Source organism: Micromonospora sp. DT44, assembly GCF_049841635.1.
Lineage (GTDB): Bacteria > Actinomycetota > Actinomycetes > Mycobacteriales > Micromonosporaceae > Micromonospora.
Genome location: NZ_JBNCKS010000030.1, coordinates 20,976 through 40,384, shown reverse-complemented (window position 1 = coordinate 40,384; position 19,409 = coordinate 20,976). Strand labels below are relative to the sequence as shown.

13 protein-coding genes are annotated in these 19,409 nt (G+C 70.9%); all 13 read right to left on the bottom strand.

The genetic code is table 11. The features are described 5' to 3' along the window. Positions 1–92: 92 nt before the first annotated feature. On the bottom strand, positions 93–1,013 hold the full coding sequence (locus tag ACLQ25_RS18415) for a glycosyltransferase family 2 protein (protein ID WP_425732070.1): 921 nt from the start codon (positions 1,011–1,013) through the stop codon (positions 93–95). Next, positions 1,010–1,576, bottom strand: coding sequence for a glycosyltransferase (locus ACLQ25_RS18410; RefSeq protein ID WP_425732116.1), 567 nt, complete (start codon positions 1,574–1,576; stop codon positions 1,010–1,012). The genes ACLQ25_RS18415 and ACLQ25_RS18410 overlap by 4 nt, the downstream gene beginning before the upstream one ends. A gap of 110 nt (positions 1,577–1,686) precedes the next feature. Beyond that, positions 1,687–2,163, bottom strand: a complete 477-nt coding sequence (locus ACLQ25_RS18405; protein WP_396802345.1) for a UDP-N-acetylglucosamine--LPS N-acetylglucosamine transferase — start codon at positions 2,161–2,163, stop codon at positions 1,687–1,689. Between the two features lie 215 nt (positions 2,164–2,378). Then, positions 2,379–3,641 carry a hypothetical protein gene (locus ACLQ25_RS18400; protein WP_425732069.1) on the bottom strand — a complete coding sequence of 421 codons (1,263 nt, stop codon included), beginning with the start codon at positions 3,639–3,641 and terminating at the stop codon, positions 2,379–2,381. Then, the gene (locus ACLQ25_RS18395) at positions 3,638–4,540 is read right to left on the bottom strand and encodes a sulfotransferase domain-containing protein (protein ID WP_425732115.1); all 903 of its coding nucleotides are present in this window, start codon (positions 4,538–4,540) and stop codon (positions 3,638–3,640) included. The genes ACLQ25_RS18400 and ACLQ25_RS18395 overlap by 4 nt, the downstream gene beginning before the upstream one ends. Positions 4,541–4,548: 8 nt before the next feature. Continuing rightward, complete coding sequence (locus ACLQ25_RS18390) at positions 4,549–6,156, bottom strand: lipopolysaccharide biosynthesis protein (RefSeq protein WP_425732068.1); 1,608 nt, start codon at positions 6,154–6,156, stop codon at positions 4,549–4,551. Continuing rightward, on the bottom strand, positions 6,153–7,397 hold the full coding sequence (locus tag ACLQ25_RS18385) for an O-antigen ligase family protein (RefSeq protein ID WP_425732114.1): 1,245 nt from the start codon (positions 7,395–7,397) through the stop codon (positions 6,153–6,155). The genes ACLQ25_RS18390 and ACLQ25_RS18385 overlap by 4 nt, the downstream gene beginning before the upstream one ends. A 120-nt stretch (positions 7,398–7,517) precedes the next feature. Continuing rightward, positions 7,518–9,116: a lipopolysaccharide biosynthesis protein gene (locus ACLQ25_RS18380; protein ID WP_425732067.1), complete on the bottom strand. Its 1,599-nt coding sequence runs from the start codon at positions 9,114–9,116 to the stop codon at positions 7,518–7,520. Next, on the bottom strand, positions 9,109–9,660 hold the full coding sequence (locus ACLQ25_RS18375) for an acyltransferase (protein WP_355053064.1): 552 nt from the start codon (positions 9,658–9,660) through the stop codon (positions 9,109–9,111). The genes ACLQ25_RS18380 and ACLQ25_RS18375 overlap by 8 nt, the downstream gene beginning before the upstream one ends. Positions 9,661–9,755: 95 nt before the next feature. Beyond that, a complete protein-coding gene (locus tag ACLQ25_RS18370; protein WP_425732066.1) occupies positions 9,756–11,693 on the bottom strand; it encodes a hypothetical protein in 1,938 nt (645 codons plus the stop codon). Between the two features lie 225 nt (positions 11,694–11,918). Beyond that, positions 11,919–13,619 carry a glycosyl hydrolase gene (locus tag ACLQ25_RS18365; protein ID WP_425732065.1) on the bottom strand — a complete coding sequence of 567 codons (1,701 nt, stop codon included), beginning with the start codon at positions 13,617–13,619 and terminating at the stop codon, positions 11,919–11,921. A gap of 232 nt (positions 13,620–13,851) precedes the next feature. Beyond that, on the bottom strand, positions 13,852–14,193 hold the full coding sequence (locus ACLQ25_RS18360) for a hypothetical protein (protein WP_425732064.1): 342 nt from the start codon (positions 14,191–14,193) through the stop codon (positions 13,852–13,854). Between the two features lie 24 nt (positions 14,194–14,217). Next, entirely contained in the window at positions 14,218–18,939 is a 4,722-nt protein-coding gene (locus ACLQ25_RS18355; protein WP_425732063.1) for an RHS repeat-associated core domain-containing protein, read from the bottom strand. Positions 18,940–19,409: the final 470 nt, after the last annotated feature.

Genomic DNA, 19,409 nt, shown 5'->3' with positions numbered 1-19,409 from the left:
GGTCAGTCTGTCACGGCGCGCGACGGGCACGTCGCGCTGCCCGTCGCGTCCCGCCCTGCGGACGGTGAGGACCGTCCGCAGGGCGCGACGGATCAGATGCCGCGACCGCGCTTGTGCAGCGTGCGCAGCACCGAGTCGGCCCGGACCACCCGGCCGGCGACCGCCAGCGCCAGGTAGGCGCGTGGCTCGCGAGGATTGCGGCGCAGCGTGTGCCGGGCCCAGCGCAGGGCCCCGCGCCGGTCGCCGGAGGCGGCCCGCGCGAAGGCGATCTGCCCGGTGACCCGGGCCTCGCCGGCCGGTTGCCCGGCGAACTCCGGGTAGCGCCGCAGCAGCCACTGCAACGCCTCGGAGATGGTGTCCCAGCGCTGCGCGAAGTACGACCGCTTGTGCCAGCGCACCAGCACCGACGGCGTCCGCAGGTTGATCAGCGGAGCGCTGCGGGCGGCGCGCAGCAGGAACTCGTAGTCCTCCGCGTAGCTGCCCGGGATCTCCTCGTCGACCAGACCGAAGCCGTCGCGCAGCGCCGTCGCCCGGATCAGGAAGGTGGACGGGTGCAGCTCCGTCAGCCGGTCCCGCAGGAGGTCGTCCAGGGTGATCCGGTCCTTGTCGAGCACCCGGTCGACGGTGTGCCCGTCGTAGCTGACCCGGATGCCGCAGCAGACGAACTCGGCGGTCGGGTCGGCGGTCAACGCCTCCACCTGGGCGGCCAGTTTGCCGGGCAGCCACTCGTCGTCGTCGTCGCAGAACGCGATCAGCTCGCCGTCGGCGGCGAGGGTGCCGCTGTTGCGCGCGCCGGCAAGCCCCGGGGAGCGCCCGTTCGCGATGACGTGGACCGTCCGGCCCGGACCGCCCAGGGCGGTCAGCGACTCGTCCGGGGTGGACTGGTCGAACACCACCACGGCCTCGATCGTGCCCGGGTACTCCTGGGCGATGATCGCGGCCAGGGCGGCGCGCAGCAGTTCGGGGCGGTCCCGGGTGGGCACCACCACGCTGACGCTCGGCTGCCGGGTCATCGGGTCTCCTTCGTCGCCTGGCCGGTGCGCGGCCAGGTCCGCCAGCGGGGTCGGTGCCGGCTCGACCGGGCCACCAGGTCGTCCACGATCTGCCCGACCCGGGCGACGGCCGCGCGGCGGGCCTCGTGCGCGGCCGGGTCGGCCTGCACCGCGTACCGGGACGGGTCGGCCTGGCCGGCGGTGAGCGCGTCGTGCAGCTCCTCGCGGGTCTCGCAGAGCGCCACCAGCCCCGCGGCGCCGAGGCGGCGCGCGAAGAGCTGCTGGTGGTCGTCGACGTGCTCGCCGCGCGACGGGTCCCGGGGCACCACGATGGGCAGGTGGCCGTGCCGGCGGGCTTCCAGGATCGTCGCCGGGCCGCCGTGACACACCACCAGGTCGGCGTCGGCCATCGCCTGTTGCAGGGCGTCGTGGCCGAGGAACGGCACCGCGCCGGGGAGGGTCGGCGCGGCCGTGTGCCCGTGCTGCACGGTCAGCCCGACCGGACCTGCCTGCGCGTGCCACTGCGCCAGCCAGTCCACGAGCCGGTCGAAGGGGTGCTTGTCGGTGCCGACCGCGACGAGCAGCCGGGGCTGCTCGACGGGTGTCGTGTCGCGCTGGCGCGGCAGCCGGGACGCCTCGGCGGCGGCGTCGGACCGGGGCGACTGGGCGCGGCGCGCGGTGTCCGCCTCCCCGCTCACAGGAGCGTCCCCACGACGGTGGCCTCCGGGTACTGCCGGCGCTGCTCGTCCCACTGCACGAGCATCGCGGACAGGAACGGGCGGCAGAGCCGAGCCGTCAGCGTCGGGGTGTCGATCCGGTCGTACACCTCGATGTAGACCGTCGGGATGCGACGCAGGCGGGCCAGCACCACGAACGGCACGGCCACGCCGGCGCCGGTGGTGACCACGGCGGCGACCCGCCGACGCCGCAGCACCCGCCAGGCCAGCCGCGCGTTACGCAGCAGATTCGGTACGTTCCGGGTGGTCGGATGGTGCGCCGGCACCAGGTCCTCACCGGTCAGCAGCGACACCGCCTCCGGGGTGTCGAAGGTGACCCAGCAGCGCCGCCACCGTTCGTACCAGGGCCGCAGGGCGAGAAGTTGGGCCAGATGGCCACCGCTGGATCCGACCAGCAGCAGCACCGGCGACTCGTCGTCGATGTTCGTGTCCACGCGACTCCCCACAAGTCCGCTTGGAATTCCTATTCACGTAAGGCAGAAGCAGATCACAGGTTTTCCGGTCGTTGAATAGCGCGACCGGACGAGGCGACGATCTCCCCCTGTGGTGCTCAGGCCCCCTGTGGCGCCCAAACCCCATCGACCACCGTCACGACCTGCCATTATGCGGTCACTCTATGACGCGCCCCCGGCGTCGGGAATTCTCCTGTTCACTCGCTATGTCGTTTCTCAATGACGTCCAACAGTGCGGGATGCAGCGCCGGGTTCCACCCGGCGCCGGCGTCCGCGAGTCGCCACGTACGCAGCCACATCTCCAGCAGGTACGCGTCGGCCACCAGAGCGCACCGCGCCTCGTCGAGGCCGAGCCGCCCGCCGTGTCGTACCAGGCACGCGTCCACGGCCGCGGCGGCGACCTGGGCCGGCTCGCCGCGCAGCACCAGCGACCGCTGGAACGCGTCGTGCGCCAGGTCGAAGCCGACCGGCACGTCCGGGCCACTGTGCTCCCAGTCCCAGGCGACCAGGCGGCCGTCGTGCGTGCCCAGGTTCCACGGCACCCAGTCGCCGTGCCAGTGACCGAATTCGACGGTCGTGTCGCCGTGTCGGCGGGCCAGCGCGGCGACCGCCGCCACCGCCCGCGCCCCGGCGGACCCGGCCACGGCGGCCCGCTCCGCGTGGGCGGCCAGTCGAGCCAGGAACGTCGACGAGGCCAACGGGCGCGGCACGCCGGGCTCACCGCCCCGGCGGGCGACCGCGAGCAACGCCGCGATCCGCGGCGGGTCGTCGACCGGCACTCCCCGTACGTCCGGCGGCAGCGGCTCGATCACCGCGACGGCCTGACCGGCCCACGCCGTCTCGGTGAGCAGGCCGGGCGGCGCCGGATGGTCGGGCACACCGGCCACGACGCGCAGCGACCGCAGCGCGGCGGCCTCGGCGGTGACCAGGGCACGGGTGGCGTCGTTCCAGCCGATCTTCGCGTAGCCGCGGGGACGACCGTCGACGGTGAACAGTTGCAGCGTGGGCTTGGCGTTCGGGTCCGGCGGACGAACGCCGCACGCGGCCAGCAGGGGCGCGCCGCCCAACGCGGCCGCGAGCCGCTCGCTCAGCACCAGGTCGGCCACGGGCGCCCCCACCGGCACCGACACGGTCAGCGTCGGAAACGGCGCCAGGCCCGCCCCGCCCAATCGGGCCAGAGCACCGAGCGCGGCCCGGAACGCCCGCACCTTCGGCGGCCGCAACGCGTTGTACGCCAGCAGCGACGCCGCGCCGGCCCGGGGCGCGCCCAGCGGCACCAGGAACCGCGCCCGCGCCACCGACGGCACCACGGCGTACCGGGCGACGGCGCGCTGCCCGGCCGGCACCGCGCCGCCCACCGTCAGGTGGACCCGGTCGTCCGGGAACACCGCACGGCTCACCCAGCCCAGCCCGTCCGTCCGGGACCGGGGGTCCGTGGCCGGGGTGAACCCGGTCGTCACGCCGCCCGGTCCGCCCAGTCGAGGTCCAACCCGAGCCGCTCGCGCAGCGCGTCGTTGTACGGGCGGTAGTAGTCGGTCAGCTCGGCGCGGACCGCCGGCTCCAGCGGGGCCGAGCGGCGGTCGTTGTAGACCTTGAAGTTCGGCAGGTCGTACGCGGGCAGCGCGAGGAAGTCGAGGGCGCGTCGGTAGGTGGCCCGGGAGTCGCGGTACAGGTCCTCGCTGGGCAGGAAGAGGATCTGGGCCGGGTCGAAGCGGTCCAGCCACGGCTCCAGGTGCTCCAGGTAACGCCCGCGCGCCCGGTACGTGTACCAGTCGTACGCCTCGCTGAACGCCTCCGGCTCGGCGATGAGCCGCTCCCGCTCCCCCGCCGTACGCTCCGGCTCGGCGGCCAGCGCGGCCGCGAAGTCCAGCGGCTCGATGCCGTGCGTACGGCGCTCCTTCCAGTGCGAGTACGCCCGCTCGACCGGATCACGCAGCAGCACGATCAGCTTCACGGTCGGCATGAGCGCGGCGACCCGCTGCGCGGCGAGCGGGTGGAACATGTACAGCGGCGCGGCCTCGCCGACGCGGACCGGCCCGCCGTGCCGCTTCGCGAGGGCCTCGCGCTGCCGTTCGGTCGCAAAGTGCGAGCGGTACCACGCCTCGCCGCGACCCCAGTGCTCCTCGAAGTAGTGCGCCGACTTGGTGTTCCACGCGGGGAAGAGCCGGGGCACCAGCGGATGCTGGATGAGGTAGTTCCACAGCGAGGTGGTGCCACCCCGTTTGGTGCCGATGATCAAAAAGTCCGGCAGGGGTCGCCGGTCACTGGTGCGCACCCCGTAGTCGACCAGGGAGTCCTTCACCCGGGTGGTCACCTGGGTCGGCACCAACTGCTTGACCCGGTCACGGATGGACGCCACGACGGCCCTCACCTACCTCTCGTCGATGCCGGGGCCGGCCCGGCGGCCGTGGCCGCCTCGTCGGACCCACGGATCTGCCTCATGGTCACCCGGATGCCGGCGCGCACCCGGGGCAACGTCAACAAGCCGACGCAGCCGGCCACCAGCACGGCGAGCGCCACCGCCAGGCCGGGCAGGCCACGCCCCGCGGCGAGCACGCCGACCGCCGCCGCGACGCCCACACCGCCGACGGTGGCCGCCGCAGCGCGCAGCGTCGCCCTGCTGACAAGCGGTTCGCCGACCACCGACCGGGCGAAGCCGGCGGCGGTGAGGTTCTCGGTGGCGATGCCGGCGGCCCACGCCAGCGCCGCGCCCGTCGCGCCGTGACCGGGGATCAGCCAGAGTCCGAGCGAGACGGTCACGGTGAGCCCGGCCAGCGTGGAGACCAGGTGCAGGCCGCTGCGTCCGCCCATCAGCAGCAGGCTCTGCACGTTGCCCACCCCGGTGTTCACCAACATCGCCAGCGCCAACACCGTCATCGCCGGCACACCGGCGGTGAACTCCCGGCCGAACAACTGCAGGAACGCGAGCGCGAACACCGCCAGCAGTAGGTACACCGGCCAGGACAGCACCAGCCCCCAGATGGTCAACTGCCGGTGCACGGCCGCCGCGGCGGCCCGCTCACCGCGCCCGAGCAGCCGGGACAGCTGCGGTGACACCGCGACCCGCAGGCCCTGCATGGCGAGCTGACCGGCCAGCACGTACCGGCCGACCGCGCCGAACACGCCCGCGTCGGCCGGTCCGGCCAGCACCGACGTCAGCAGCACCCCCACCCACATGCTGCCCGCGTCGATGGCCGCCGAGGCGGCCCGGGGCAGGGCGAAGCGCCAGAACGTCGACCAGTCGGACCTGGTCGGCCGTAGCGCCGCGCCCCGGCCCAACCCGAGCGGCCCGGCCACCAGCACCAGGCAGGCCAGCAACGCCAGCGCCGCCGGCACCAGCCAGCCGGTCATGCCGGCGAGCAGCCCGCCGCTTGCCAGCGCGGCCGCGCCGACCAGAGCCGGGCGGGCCACCGGCAGCAGCAGGAACTGGACGCCGACGTACGCGCGGATGGGCCGTACGCAGCGCAACGCGGCCAGCAGCAGGGTCATCGCCACCACCACCGGCACGGCGGCGAAGGTCAGCGTCAGTAACCCGTGCGCCGCGTCGCCCGAGCCGCGCAGCAGGCGGGGGGCGAGCGCGTCGGCGCTCAGCGCTCCCACGACGGCGACGGCGACCCCGGCCAGCAGTGGTGGGATCAGCGCCACCGGAAGCACCCGGGCCGCGTCACCTCGAACACCGAGACGCCGCCGGGGCACCGCCCACATGAGGCCGGTCTCCGCGCCGAGCGTGCAGACCGCGGTGGCCACGGTGACCACGCCGATCGCGGCGAAGAACGCACCCGCGCCGGCTGGCCCGTACCCCCGGGTGATCACCACGGCCAGCACGAACCCGAACAGGCCGCTGATGGCCGCGCCGAGCAACCCGGCCGCCCCGCTGCGGGCGCTGCGGCGCGTCTCAACCGCGCCGGTGTCCGCGGCCGCGCGCTGCGGGCCGTCCCGGCCGGCGTCGGCCGGCGGTCGGGTGGCGGCGGTCATGCCGGCACCGCCGTGGTGGAGACGAGCGGCGGATGCCACCGGTACGGGCGGGGCGCGCGTTCGCGTTCGGTGAGCGCCATGGCGAAGCCGACCGCGAAGAACGCGACAGTCAGGTTCTGGTTGGCCATGCCGTAGAACGGGATCTGCACGAGGCAGACCACCGGCACGACAGCCAACCACTGACCGGCCGCCGACGTCGCCCGCGCGCAGACCACCGCGGCGGCCACGAACCAGCCCAGGAAACAGAGCAGCGCCGGTACGCCGTGGCTGAACAGCACCATCCACAGTTGCCCCTGCGTGCCGATTGGCGCGTCGGCGGAGACGGTGTCCACGTTGACCGGAGCGCCGTAGCCCAGCCACGGCGAGTCCTGCACGCGGCGGATCACCTCCGAGTAGAGCGACAACCGGTCGGTGTTGGTGTCGCTGGAGTCGACCCGGTTGTTGATCAACTCGGTGATGGGGATGAAGAGCGTGGCCACAGCTCCAGTCACGACCACGCCGACGATGGACGCCGCGACACGGATGTTGCCCCGCAGGCTGGCCCGCACTCCGAGCACGGCGAGCCCCGCGCCGAGGCTCAGGAACATCGCCCGGTTCAGGGTGAGGAACGCGGGGGCCAGCGACAGCGGCAACGACGCCAGCAACGCCCACCGCAGCAGCCCGCGACGGCGCAACATGGTGTACGCCACCACGCAGGGCAACGTCATCGCGTACGCGCTGCCGTAGTTGTTGGTGTACGCGAACGGCGCGGCGGGCCGGTAGATCGGGTTGAGCGAGCGAGGGCTGTACTCCGCGGTGGTCAGGTGCACCATGTCCTGGATGAACGGCGTACGGGCGACGCCGGCGGGCAACAGCACCTCCACCGGGGTGGCCAGCGCGAACCGGGGCACGAGCACCCCGAGCCAGCCCAGCACCACCAGCGCGAACCAGAACGCGCAGAGCGGGGTGAGCACCGCCACCAGGTCGGCGCGTTCCCGGGCGGCGGCGTAGACGTAGACGCCGACGACCAGCGCGGTCAGGTAGAAGGCGAGGCGCAGGGCGAACGTCAGCAGCGAGGCCGGTGAGGACAGTTGGGTGGCGCTGACGACCACGATCGCCAGGAACAACAGCCAGATGCTGGCCACCGGGGGCAGCGGCACCCGACCCCGGGTGAGCAGCACCGCCAGCAGCAGCGCGCCCAGCAGGGACCAGCCCAGGTAGAACGCGCCGAGCGCCCACCAGAGCGGCACGAGGCCGAACATCAACGCCAGGGGCCAGAGCGGCAGCCGCGCTGGTGGCGGTGTCGGCGGCGTCACTGCGGCGGCGGCCGGTGTGTCACCGGGTGGCGGCTCGGTCGCCGGGGCGCGGGTGACCGACACCGATCAGGCCCGGCCGTTGCGGGTGAGGACGAAGCCCAGCGGGGTGACCCCGGCGGCGCGCAGCCGCTCCACGAGCCGCCGCAGGTCGCTCTGGCGGCTACGGTCCCGCTCGACGACCACCACCGCGCTGCCCTGTCGGGCGACCGCGACGCCCCGCTCGTCAGACTCGGCAGGTGGCGCGTTGAACAGCACCAGACCGTGGTCGGCGCCCTGCCGCCAGGTGCCGAAGCGGACGCTGCCCACCCCCACGGTCACCTCGTCCGTCGACGGCGGACGGCCGTTGTCGGTCCGGGCGGACGCCACCCGGGGCAGGGTGAGCGTCGCGTCCGGGTCGGTGGACGGGCGGCTGCCGGGCGGGTGCGGGGAGGGCCGCCGAGTCGCCGACGTATCGGCGGGAGCACCGCCGGCCGTTGGCGTGCCGGCCGGACGCGGCTTGGGCACCAGCGGGCGGGACGGGTCGACGGGCAGCCGCCCACGGTCGGCGAGGACGGCGGCACGCAGGCGCTCGACGCGGCCGCTGTCGTCGGCGACGAAGACCTCCCGACCGTCGGCGGCAAGCGCCACGGCCAGCCCGGCGGTGAGCGCCGTGACGTCCTCGCGGGAGGTGACCAGCGCGACCCGGGCCGGCTGGCGTACCCGCTCGGCGACCGCCATCGCCACGTAGCGGATATCCGCGTCGACCGCCCGGGGACTGCCCCGGAACGGCGGCCGACGTACCGTGCCGAGCAGCGGCAGGCCGGTGGCGTCCCGGCCGTCGGTGACCGAGCGGACCCGCCGGTCCGCCGACTCCCACGCGTACGCCAGCACGACGCCGATCAACGCGCCGCCGAGCAGGCCGGCGACCAGGTAGAGCGGCCGGTGTCCGGAGGAGGTCACCAGCGCCTTCTCGGCGGTCTGGGTGACCCAGCCGGGGTTGACGTCGACCGCGGCGATCTCGGTGCGGGCCGTGTTGAGCTGGGTGAGCTGGTTGTTGATGCCGGACAGCTCGGCCAGCGCCGCGTCGCCGGCGGCGGTGCCCTTGGCGCTGCTCGCGCGCTTCTGCACCGCCGTCTGCTGGGCGACGACCTTGGCGATGCTCGCGTCGTAGGAGCGCAGCATCTCGGCGCGCTGCTGCTCGTACATGGCCCGCCGCACGTCGAGGTAGGCCCGCGCGGCGAGGTTGGCACCCTGCACCGCCCGCTGCGCGTCGTGCGTCTGGTAGGTGAAGCGCAGGATCTGCCCGCCGGTGGGCACCTCGACCTCCAGGGCGTTGCGGACGTCGCGCGGCTCGCCACCGACGGCGTCGGCGAGCCGCTGAACCACCTCGGTGCCGGTGGCGAGGCCACTCTCCACGTTCATGTTGACGGCGCGGTCGGCGCCCGCGCCGCTGGGCGTAAAGGCGTCGGTGACCACCGGTCGGACCGCCACGACCGCGCGGGCGGTCACCGCCGCCGGGACCAGCAGCACGTAGCCGAGGGCGGCGAGCAGGCCGACCAGGGCGACCGCGACCACCAGCCGCAGCCGGTGCATCGGCACCCGCACCAGGTCGGAGAGCGTCACCACGCGGGCGCCGCCGGAGCTCGACGAGTCGGGTGGCCAGGGGGCGGGCGTCGCATCAGTCATGGAACTTCTTCACCGTCTGTTGAGGATTGCCCACGACGACGACGCCCGGTGGCACGTCGGTGCGCACCACCGAGGCCGCGCCCACGACGCTGTCCCGGCCGACCCGGACCCCCTTGAGCACCAGGGCGTGCGCGCCGACCCAGACGTTGTCCTCCAGCACGATCGGCGCGCGGGTGGCCGGACCGGGCGGCGCGTGCCGTTGGTCGGGCGGCAGGTTGTGGAAGTCGTTGTCGAGCAGCTCGCAGTCGGACAACAGGCACCTGTCGCCGACCGTCACCGACGTCCAGGTGCCGATCCAGGTGGCGTTGAGCAGACAGTCGGCGCCGACGCGCACCTCGCCGGGGCCGGCGAAGCGGACCAGCTTGTTGATGCGCGTGCGGTCCCCGATGGTGACGCGCACACCCCGACGCAGCCGGATCCGGCCACGGATCTGCACGTCCCGTCCGAGGGTCAGCCGCCGGTAGCGCAACCCGTACCAGGCACGCTTGAGCGCGAAAACCAGGTGGACCGCGCGTTTCGCGCGGAATCCAGCGCCGCCGACCAACGACCCCTCCCCCACATCGCGGGGCCGGCGGCGGTGGTACCGCCGCCGACCCGACGTGAACAATCTACCGATCCTCCGTTACGAACGGTTGACCGTCACTGCACGGAGAAGAACATCGAGGGGACAGACCACGACAACTCGGGCGTCGCTGCGGCGATGAGCGTCGTCGCGGTGCCGTTGACCACCGCCGTCGGCGCGGCCGTCGGGTCGAACGGGACGCTGCGCAACCCGCCGTCTGTGGCACCGTAGACGATCCGACCGTCCACCCAGGCCATGCCACGCACGCTCGACCAGGTGACACCGCTCGTCGGCAACGCGAACTCGGTCGCGCCGAGGTAGCTGCCGTCGATCTCGAAGTAGCGGTAGTAGAGGCTGTTGGCGCCGGTACGGGTGTAGTAGAGCCGGCCGTCGAGGTAGAAGGCGCCGGTGAGGATCGCCGGGTTGAACCAGTCGTTGTAGCCGGACGCCTCCCACGACGAGCCGATCGCGCCGCCGTTGAACAGCGAGACGTCGATCCGGCTGCCGGTGGGCGTACCCGCCACCGTGTGCGACCAGTAAATCCGGTCGTCCACCCGCCAGGTCGCGCCGGACGCGGAGTAGGCCGGCTGGCTGACGGTGGTGGGGGTACCCAGCGTCACGCCGTCGAACGGCACCTTCGACACCTCGCCCGCGCCGGTGCCCAGGTAGAGGTTGCCACTGCTGCCACTCGGCGGGTTCTTCGCCGTGAAGGTGCGACCGCCGGCGAGCGGGAACATGCCGAGCCGCCCGTGGTACTCCTCGCCCATGCCGTCCGAGTTGTGGCCGAAGTAGAGACCGTCCGAGCCGCGCCAGAGCACCGGCACCGCCGAACCCCAGGCGGTGGTGCCGGACGGCATCGAGGCGCTGCCGCTGCGCCGCGGGTTCCAGTTCACCGGCAGACCCGTGGCCGGGGTGACCGCGCCGATACCGAGGCGGTCGATCGCGCCCGGGCCGGCGTTGTCGCTGGCGTTCGGGTTGTTCAGCCAGCGGAAGTGCCCGCCCAGGTAGATGACGTTGTCGGCCACCTCGACCGAGGTGATGGTGTCGTTGCCGGTGAAGTCGACCCAGGTGCCTACCTGGCCGGTGCCCCGGGCTGCGGTCTCGAACCGGACCAGCGCATCGCAGTACGCGCTCGGCCAGCCGGCGCCGCCGTTGCTGCCGACCACGAACCAGGTGCCGTCCTCACCGAACTTGAGGTCCTGCACGTAGTGCACGAAGGTCGTCGGGGCGGCGCACGGCGCGACGTACTTCTCGCTGCTCCAGTCCAGCACGGCCGGAGTGCCGGACACGTCGACAAGCGCGATCTGGTTACGCGGCAGGTCGTTGAGGAGCGTGAAGTTGCCGCCGACGGCCAGGGTGTTGCCGTCCGGAGCGACGTCGATCGTCCACACGTACGAGGTGGTGCCGTGCCGTCCGACGGTGGCGTCGACGGAGAAGGTCGGGTCGATCGCCCCGGTGGTCGCGTTCAACCGGCCGAGACCAGCGTGCGCGGTGCCGTTGAGCCAGTTGAACGCGCCGGCCACGTACAGCCAGTTGCCCGACAGCGCCAGATCGCGGATGGTGCCGCCGTCGGAGCGGCCCACCCAACTGTCGATGATCGCGCCGGTGCTCGGGTTCAACGCGACCAGGTTCTTGCGGGAGACCCCGTTGACGTTCTTGAAGGCGCCGCCGACGATCAGCGTGCCGCCGGGCCCCGCCAGCAGCGTGTTGACCGCGCCGTCGAGCACCGGCAGGAAGCTGGTGGACATCGCGCCCGTGGTGCGGTCGTACGCGAAGAGGTAGCGCTGGGTGACCCACGCGGACGTGGCGGTCTGCCGGAGCTGGGTGAAGCTGCCGCCGACGAACACGGTGTTGCCGACCTGCGCGAAGGCGCGGGTCTCACCGTCGCGGGCGTGCGGGGTGAGGTCGGCGGGATTCGCCGACACCAGGGTCGCGGTCCCGGGGACCGGCACCACCGCCGCCGAGGAGGCCCCGGGGGCGCTGAGCACCGCGGCGAGGACCGCAAGCGCGACCACCCCCGCCCGGGTACGACGTCGTCCTGACAAACGCCATGAGTGCGAGAGTGTGGGCACGCTACGCCTCCAAGATGGATGAGAACCCGAGGTAGCGTGCCTCGCCCAGCCTGGTAGGCGCATCCGCCGATTGGGCGGTGCGTGAATCTGCTAGCCGACAGAACGCCGGAAGATCAGCTGGTGAATCTCCGATGAACGGCGGCTGTGTTCACGTTTTCGTCACAGGTGTCAGCGGCTCCCTCCGGTCGGCTGCCGCAGGTACGCGTCCTTGCCGGCCTGGGTGAACCCGGCCACGGCGGAGGCGTCGTGGTTCATCGTCATGTCACAGGTCGCCGTGCGGCTCGTCATGCCCGGCGAATTGAAGTAGATGGCGGCCTTGATCTTCGGGTGCGCCTTCAGGGCCGCCGGGAACTCCTGGAACCAGCGCTGCTTCGCGCCCGGGTCCTTGGCGTCGAAGTTCGTGCCGAACTCGGCGAGCATCCGGGGCTTGCCCGCACCGATGCCGTTCTGGTCGAGCCAGTCGTAGAAGCCGCCGATCGTCGTGCTCGGGCTCTTCCACACGGTGCTGCCGTTGCAGACGTGGAAGTTGTACGGGTCGTAGGCGACCCAGTCGACGTAGCGGTCGCCGGGGTAGAGGCCGGCGTACCGCGAGTAGTGCCCGGACCAGCCCATCATCGTCCACACCCAGACGGCGTTGTCCGCGCCCGCCTTGGCGAACCGCTCGTACACGTACTTCCAGGCGCGGACGAAGTCGGCGTCGCTACCCTTGCCCGGCTCGTCCTCCGGCTCGTGGTCGAAGCCCATGAACACCGGCACCTTGGCGGCCCGGATGCGACCGGCGACCGCGTCGATGGTGGCGTCCTGCCGGCCGCTGTAGATATCGGACCACTTCAGCGTCGTACCGGCGGAGAAGTCGCGCGACTCCCAGGCGAAGAACATCAGCCGGCCCTGGCGCATCTGGTCCTGCTCGTACGCGTCCGGGAACGCGCCGTTGCTGCCTTCGTTCGAGAAGTCGTGGTAGCGGTGCACGATGTCGAACTTGCGCCCGACCTGGGCCTCCACGTCGGTGATCGCCTTGCCGTGGTCCCAGCCGCTGCCGGCGTTGGCGGGTGAGTACATCCCCCACCAGGCGCCACAGGAGGGCACCAGCGTGTCGGACACCTGGCCGCACTTGCCGGACGGGAGGGTGGGGCTCTGGGTCGGGGTCGGCGTACGGGTCGGCGCGACCGTCGGCGTGGGCCGGGGCGCGGCGGTGGTCGGCGCGACCGTGGGCGTCGGCGCGGGTCGGGTGGTCGGCGCCGACGTCGGCCCGCTACCCAGGTCGTAGCTGATCACCAAGCTGGGCCGCAGGTCGGCGTTGCGGTTCTCGACCGACGCCCAGTAGACCCGGGTCTCCAGGCCGGTCTGGGCCAGCGACACCGTCCAGGTGCCGTTTCCGGTGACCAGCTTGGAGACGTCCCACTCGTTGACGCCCTTGGCCACACCGGTCACCGAGTCCAACACGGTTCCCGCCTTCGCCGGGGCCGGTCGCGCCTCGCGGGCGCTGACCGACGAGGCCTGCGCGGTCACCGTGGCGGCGAACTGCTGCCAGGTGTGCATGCGCAGGGTCGCCCGGACGTTGACGGCGGCGGCGGGAAGCGTGGTCACCGCGAACTCGACGACCGCCTCCCGGCCACCGCGCGGGTTGCCGTCGCAGCGCGTCGGGCAGGTCGCCAGGGTCCCCTTGGTGGAGTTGTCACCGTCCTGGGAGACGATCGTCGCGGTGGTGTCCGCCACCGCGCGGATCGACAGGTCGTCGCTGGCCAACAGGGGCATCATGGTCGCCACGATGCCGGCCACCACCGAGCCGCCGACGACGCCGATGGCGATCGCCTTGCGCCGGGGGCCGTTGCGGAACCGGGTGATGCGGTGTAGTCCGTGCCTGGTCAAGGAGAACTCCCTGTGTCTGGTGCGATAACCGTGAGCAGCGTATCGATGACCAGGGCACGTCGTCGGTAGGACAGTTTTCCGTAAGCGCGTCTTAACCGTGAGCTAAGAAAGACACCGGGGCGGTCCGCCGAGCAGATGGGTGGGTGGGACTCCGATCTCGAGCCCCACCCACCCACTCCTGCGCATCACCGGACCGTGTCAGCCGGGCAACGGCGGCTGAAGGTCCCGATCGTCAGCTACGGCGTTGCCGGAGCCCCGCGATCAGGAAGGTCACGCACGGGACGAGGAGCAACGCCAGTGCGTAGAGCGGCACCGAGAGGTCGGAGGTGAGGTACAAGATCGCTCCCACCAGCCACAGGACCGTAACCAAGGCCCCTAGCAGCAGGTACTGCTCGCCAGTTCCCTGCGGTCGCACCACACCGGCGCGGACCCTCCGCCACACCTGCACGACCACGACCACAGCCAACAGGGCCATGACCGCCACGATGGGCCAACCGAGCGAGCCGTACCCGAGCGCGGCGACCAGCACCAGGACGCTGAGGGCACCGATGGTGAGAAGCACCAGGACCGACATCAAGACCTCCGGCGGAAGGAATCATCAGAGGAGACTGCTCGCGCCGCGAGCGAAAACCCCGCCGACCAGCCCACCTACGGCACCCGCGAAGCAGTTCAGCGCGACGCCACTCACCGTTGACTCGCCCTTCTGGGAAATGAGCGTACCGACTGCGCCAGCGGCACACCCTCCGATGGCCCACGCGGCCAGCACCGGTGCGCCGAGGGTTGACGCGAACGCCCCGACCGCTACACCTGCGATGGCCCCGCCGATCAATGCGAAGGCGTCGTTGGCCTCCGCGTCGGTCGCAAGTCCCGTGGGGTCGGTGTTGTTGGCCGGGTTGCAGGACGCGTAGCTGTACGCCAGATCCTTGCCGGACGGGTCACGCTGGGTGAACCGGCCCAGGCCCGGGTCGTAGTAGCGGGCACCGAACTTGGTGAGACCGGTCGCGCCGTCGAGGTGACCGGACGCGTACCGCCAGGGGTTCGACACCTGCTGCGACGCCGACAGTTGGATGCCGTACGGGTCGTAGCTGTAGGAGTTGACCTTCGCAGCGCTTCCGTTCACCAGACCCACCACCGAGCCGAGACCATCGACGAGGTAGTAGTACCGCACCCCGTTGGCCCGCAAACCGATCAGCGAGCCGGTGTTGTCCCGGGTGTAGTAGTCGGTGGTCCCCGGCGCGGGGTCCGTCGAGTTCGCGGTCACCGTGCCACCGGAGCCCGCCGGCGCCTTCGCCGAGGCGACACCCAGGGCCGAGCTGACGTACGTGGTCGAGCCCGCGCCCCGCCGCTCGGTCTGGTCCGCGCCACCGTAGGTGAGCGGAGTCAACGCCGTCCCGCCCGGCTTGGTGATCGAGGTGGTCTGGTTGTTCACCGTGTTGTAGGAGAACGACCAGCCCGACGACGAGCCGGTGGTGTTGCCGTTGGCGTCGTACGAGTACGTCGTCGAGCCCGCCGACGTCAACTGGTGGGCGTCGTTGTAGCTGTACGACGTGGTGGTGCCGCTCTCCGTCTTCGAGGTGCGGTTGTAGTTCTCGTCGTAGTCATAGCTGCGCGACAGCGCACCCGACGCACCCGACAGCCGGTTCAGCTTGTCGTAGGTGTACGTCGTCGTTCCGGACAGATCGGTGACCTTCTGCCGCTGGGCGGTATCGGTCGTGACCCCGTTGACCGTCTTGCTGTAGTCGTAGGTGAAGGAGGACAGCTTCTCCGACGTGCTGTCGTTGGTCGCCGTGATCGACGTCTGCCGGCCGGACTTGTCGTACTTCATCTCCACGGTGATCCGTGGTGAGGTCGGCAGGTACATGAACCGCCGCCGGTTGTTCTCGTCATAGGTGAAGGTCACCGCAGTGGACGCACCCGGCTCCAGCAGCGACGTCACCAGGTTCACGGCGTTGTAGCCATAGGTGACCGAGCCGCCCCCGTCGGTGTACCTGGTCATGTTCCCGTTACGGTCGTACTCGTACCCGATCGGCGCCGCCCCCGGCACGGACTTGCTGCTGGGTCGGCCGAGCCTGTCGTAGCCGAACGTCGTGACACCGGTCGGATCGGCCACCTGGGTGAGGTTGCCGTCCTTGTCGTAGGTGTAGTCGACGACGACGGCGCCCTTGAAGGTGATCTTGTCGACCCGGTCCAGTTGGTCGTAGACGTACTGGGTCTTCTGACCCTTGCCGTCGGTGTGTTCGAGCATGCGCGACAGCGCGTCCGGCAGGATGGTGACGTCCCCCAACGGCCCCGGGTTGTCCACCAGGGTCAGATTGCCCTTGGCGTCGTAGGTGTAGTTGGTGCGGACGTCCTTGCCGTCCTCGCGCCACTTGACCGTGCCGTTCGAGTTGTGCTCCGCCTCGTCGATCTTCTGCCCCGGATACTGCGAGCTCTCGGTGCCGGTCTTGTTGCCCGCCGCGTCGTAGGAGTAGGCGTTGGTGTTGCCCTGGGGATCCGTCGACCCGCTCACCGAGTTCGGGTGCGAGGTGTCGTTGTAGGACATGGTGGACTTCGCCCCGGTGGCGATGCCGACCGACGTCATGTTGTTGGTGTTGGCGTCGTACCCGAAGGTGGTGGTGTTGGTCAGCGAGTCGGTGGTGGTCTCGATGTTGTCGTTGGCGTTGTACTTCTTGGCCCGCTTGTGACCGAGGGCGTCCTTCACCTCGGTGACCCGGTCGCGGGTCTCGTAGGTGTGGGTCGTGATGCCATCGGTGGTCGAGGCGGTGGCGTACCCGTTGGGATCGGTCACCTCGGTCTTGCCGGAGGAGTAGGTGAGCAGCCACCGTGCCTCGGCCGGCGTGCCGAACGGGTTGGTCAACTCGAAGTAGTCGAGCATCCGGGAGGTGTCGGGCTCGTAGCCGAGGTTGGTGACCCGCCCCTCGGGCGTGATGATCTTCGTAAGTCGATCGCCGGTGTATTCGTAGACCGTGACGCCGTTGGCGGTGTCGGTCACCGTGTTCAGGTTCTGGTCCGAGTTGTAGGTGTAGCTCACTCTGCGTCCCGTCGAGTCGGTCATCGAGGTCAACCGACCCGAGGTGTACGACAGGGTCACCACTCGACTCTGGGTGTCGGTGACGGTGGTTAGGTTCCCCGAGCCGTCGTACCCAAAGGTGATCTTGTTGTTGTTCTTGTCCTGGGTGCGCAGCTGCCGGCCGATCGCGTCGGCGAAGTAGAAGCTGCCCTCGCTCTTGTCGAACTTCAGCCGCAGTTCCCCGGTGCTGGTGTTACGAGTCAACTTGGCGTCCAGACTCGGCGGGGTCCGCCAGGAGTTGGTGCCGTCGTTGACGAACCGTGCGGTGAAGCCCGTGGGCGCCTGGTACGTGATGTCGGCGGTGGCGTGGTCGGTCTTGGAGAATGTCAGCTTCACGTCCTGCCCGGCGCCGAGCACCCAGCCCTTACCAAGCGTCGACGTGGCCGTCGACCGGGAGTTGTAGTAACGGTCCAGCACCAGGTCGGTGCCGGTGCCACGGATGTTGAAGTCGGTACCCTTGAGCAGCAGGTTGCCGTTGGCGACGTTCACCTTGAGCTGCAACCGGTCGGTCAGGTCCTGGTCCTGGAAGGAGAACCGGCCCTGCTCGCCGTTGGGCGAGCCGTCCGAGGTGGTCATGAACCGCCAGCCCGACCACGGCCCGGCGACACTGCCGTCGTGGCCGCGAGCCCGCCACTTGTACGTGGTGTTGGCGACGAGTTCACCGGACGGCACCGTCCAGCTCGACTCGCTGCCGTTCGTGACGCTGCCACCCGAACCGGAGACCTCGAGCGTCGACCCGCTGCGGTCGTAGATCTCGAAGTCGACCCGGCCGCTGCCGCCGTCCGGGTCGCTGAAGACACCCTTCATGGTCGGCGTCCGCGTCTCGGTCTCGCTCGCGTCGCCCGGCTGCAGCTTGGTCGGGTCCAGCGCGTTGGGGTAGCTGTTGTAGTTCACGACCGCGTACGGGACCTGGCTCTGGATGTCCGCGTCGTCGGAGCGGAACTGCTTCCAGCTGTCCGTGTCGGTCTCGCTGGTGGCCCGGATCCCCATGTAGGCGGTGGCCTGGTTGGCCGTGGCGGCCCGCTGGAAGAAGCCGGTGCCGGTGATGCTCACCCAGCCGTCGTCACAGGTGCTGTTCAGACCCTTGGTGGCGGTGGAGGAGGCCTCCTGGTAGTTCCACGCCGGCTGGTTCGTCCAGAGCGTGCCGGAGCTGGCCGCCCCGGTGGACCAGATCTGCCAGGACTTCGCGGCGCAGGTCGTGGAGTACCAGTTCCAGAAGTAGACGGTGGCCGAGGTGATCTGCTTGCCGCGCAGCGCGCTCGTACCCCAGTGGACGAATCCTCGGGCGACTCCGGGGTTGGCCCCGGAGGCCTTGCCGATCTGGATGTCGTTCGCACCCGAGCGGGTCACGGTGTCGTCGGACTTCACGTAGGTCGCGAAGGTGGGCGAGACCGGATTGATCGACGGATCCACGATTACCGGGTACACCGTCGAGGGGTCCGCGAGGAACGCCTGGTCGGGGGTGAGCGCCAGGTCCATCGCGCCGGCCCGCGCCGTCTGCTTGGCGGCGATCTTGACCAGCCGCTTCGGGCCGCCGGTGGCCGGGTCGACGGACGAGTCCCACATCTCGGGGGTGGCCGAGGTGGCCACGATTCGGCCCTTGTCATCGGCGAAGCGCAGACCGCCGGCGCCGTCGCCGGTGGTGACCAGGCCCTTCGCCCGCACCGGCAGCCGCACCGACGCCACCTGGGCTGCGGCGGCCCGGTTCTTGACCAGCAGGTACTGCCGCACGCCGGTACGGCTGGCCTCGACCACGAGGTCGACACCCGGCCGGACCTCCGGGTACGTCGCGCGGTTGGCGGCCAGCACCGGCTTCGGCAGCGCGCCGGTCCACCCGATCGCGGTCCGGTGCGCGCCGACTCCGACGCTCAGCAGGTCGTGCTCACCCGCGCCCACCGCGCCGGAAACCTTGAGACCGTTGGGGTGAGCGACCGGTGCGACCGAACCATCCGCCTCCGCACGCATGGTGAGGTCGATCGGAACGAGCTGACCCCCTGCGTCCCGCATCCGGATCGGGCCGGAATAGACCTGGGCGGTCGACGTGCCATCGGGGTTGACGAAGACGTCCTGTGTCTCGCTGCGGGCAGCGAGGTTCTCCACCCGCTTGGCACACCGGCGAGCGGCGTCCACCGCGGCGGCCTCGTCGGGCTGCTGGTCGGCGCAACTGGTGTCGGGACCGGACGCCGGCGCTGGTGCGGCGACCGGGGCCGCGACCGCCGGCCCGGTCAGAATCGGCAGCGTACCGGCCACCAGGGCCAGCGAAGCGGCGACCGCTAATCGTCGAGTGTTTCGTGTTCCACGTCGGAAAAAGGCATGACTCACCTACGGACCTCCGAGTCCGAAAACGACAGTGATCGAACCGTAGGAGAGATACTTGCCGCACGTCAATCATTACTTTGTGTTGCGTGATCAGCAGTTCGACTGCCCGATTAATCATCTATAAAGTGACGCCTATACGTCGCAGATGGGGCAGACCGGTCACCATCGCGGCAATTTCAGATGGTTCCGAGTGGATTCCCAAGGAGTTGCGTACGCACCTCTACCAGGGATGACGCACCTGATCCGGCCATAGATGCCGACTACCGACGAAGAGAATTCGCTACGCTGCCGAGACGGGGCAGCGGGCCGGAGCACCTACCGCCAAGATGGACTCAGGTCGATTTTTGAGGGCTATCGGCATTAATTCTCCGCCTACCCGAACAGCGCCGAAGTCTGTTTAA

Excerpts from the sequence above, each read along its gene's own strand:
- ACLQ25_RS18390 (WP_425732068.1), bottom strand. The coding sequence starts at position 6,156 with ATGACCGCCGCCACCCGACCGCCGGCCGACGCCGGCCGGGACGGCCCG.
- ACLQ25_RS18360 (WP_425732064.1), bottom strand. The coding sequence starts at position 14,193 with ATGTCGGTCCTGGTGCTTCTCACCATCGGTGCCCTCAGCGTCCTGGTG.
- ACLQ25_RS18385 (WP_425732114.1), bottom strand. The coding sequence starts at position 7,397 with ATGTTCGGCCTCGTGCCGCTCTGGTGGGCGCTCGGCGCGTTCTACCTG.
- ACLQ25_RS18415 (WP_425732070.1), bottom strand. The coding sequence starts at position 1,013 with ATGACCCGGCAGCCGAGCGTCAGCGTGGTGGTGCCCACCCGGGACCGC.
- ACLQ25_RS18380 (WP_425732067.1), bottom strand. The coding sequence starts at position 9,116 with ATGACTGATGCGACGCCCGCCCCCTGGCCACCCGACTCGTCGAGCTCC.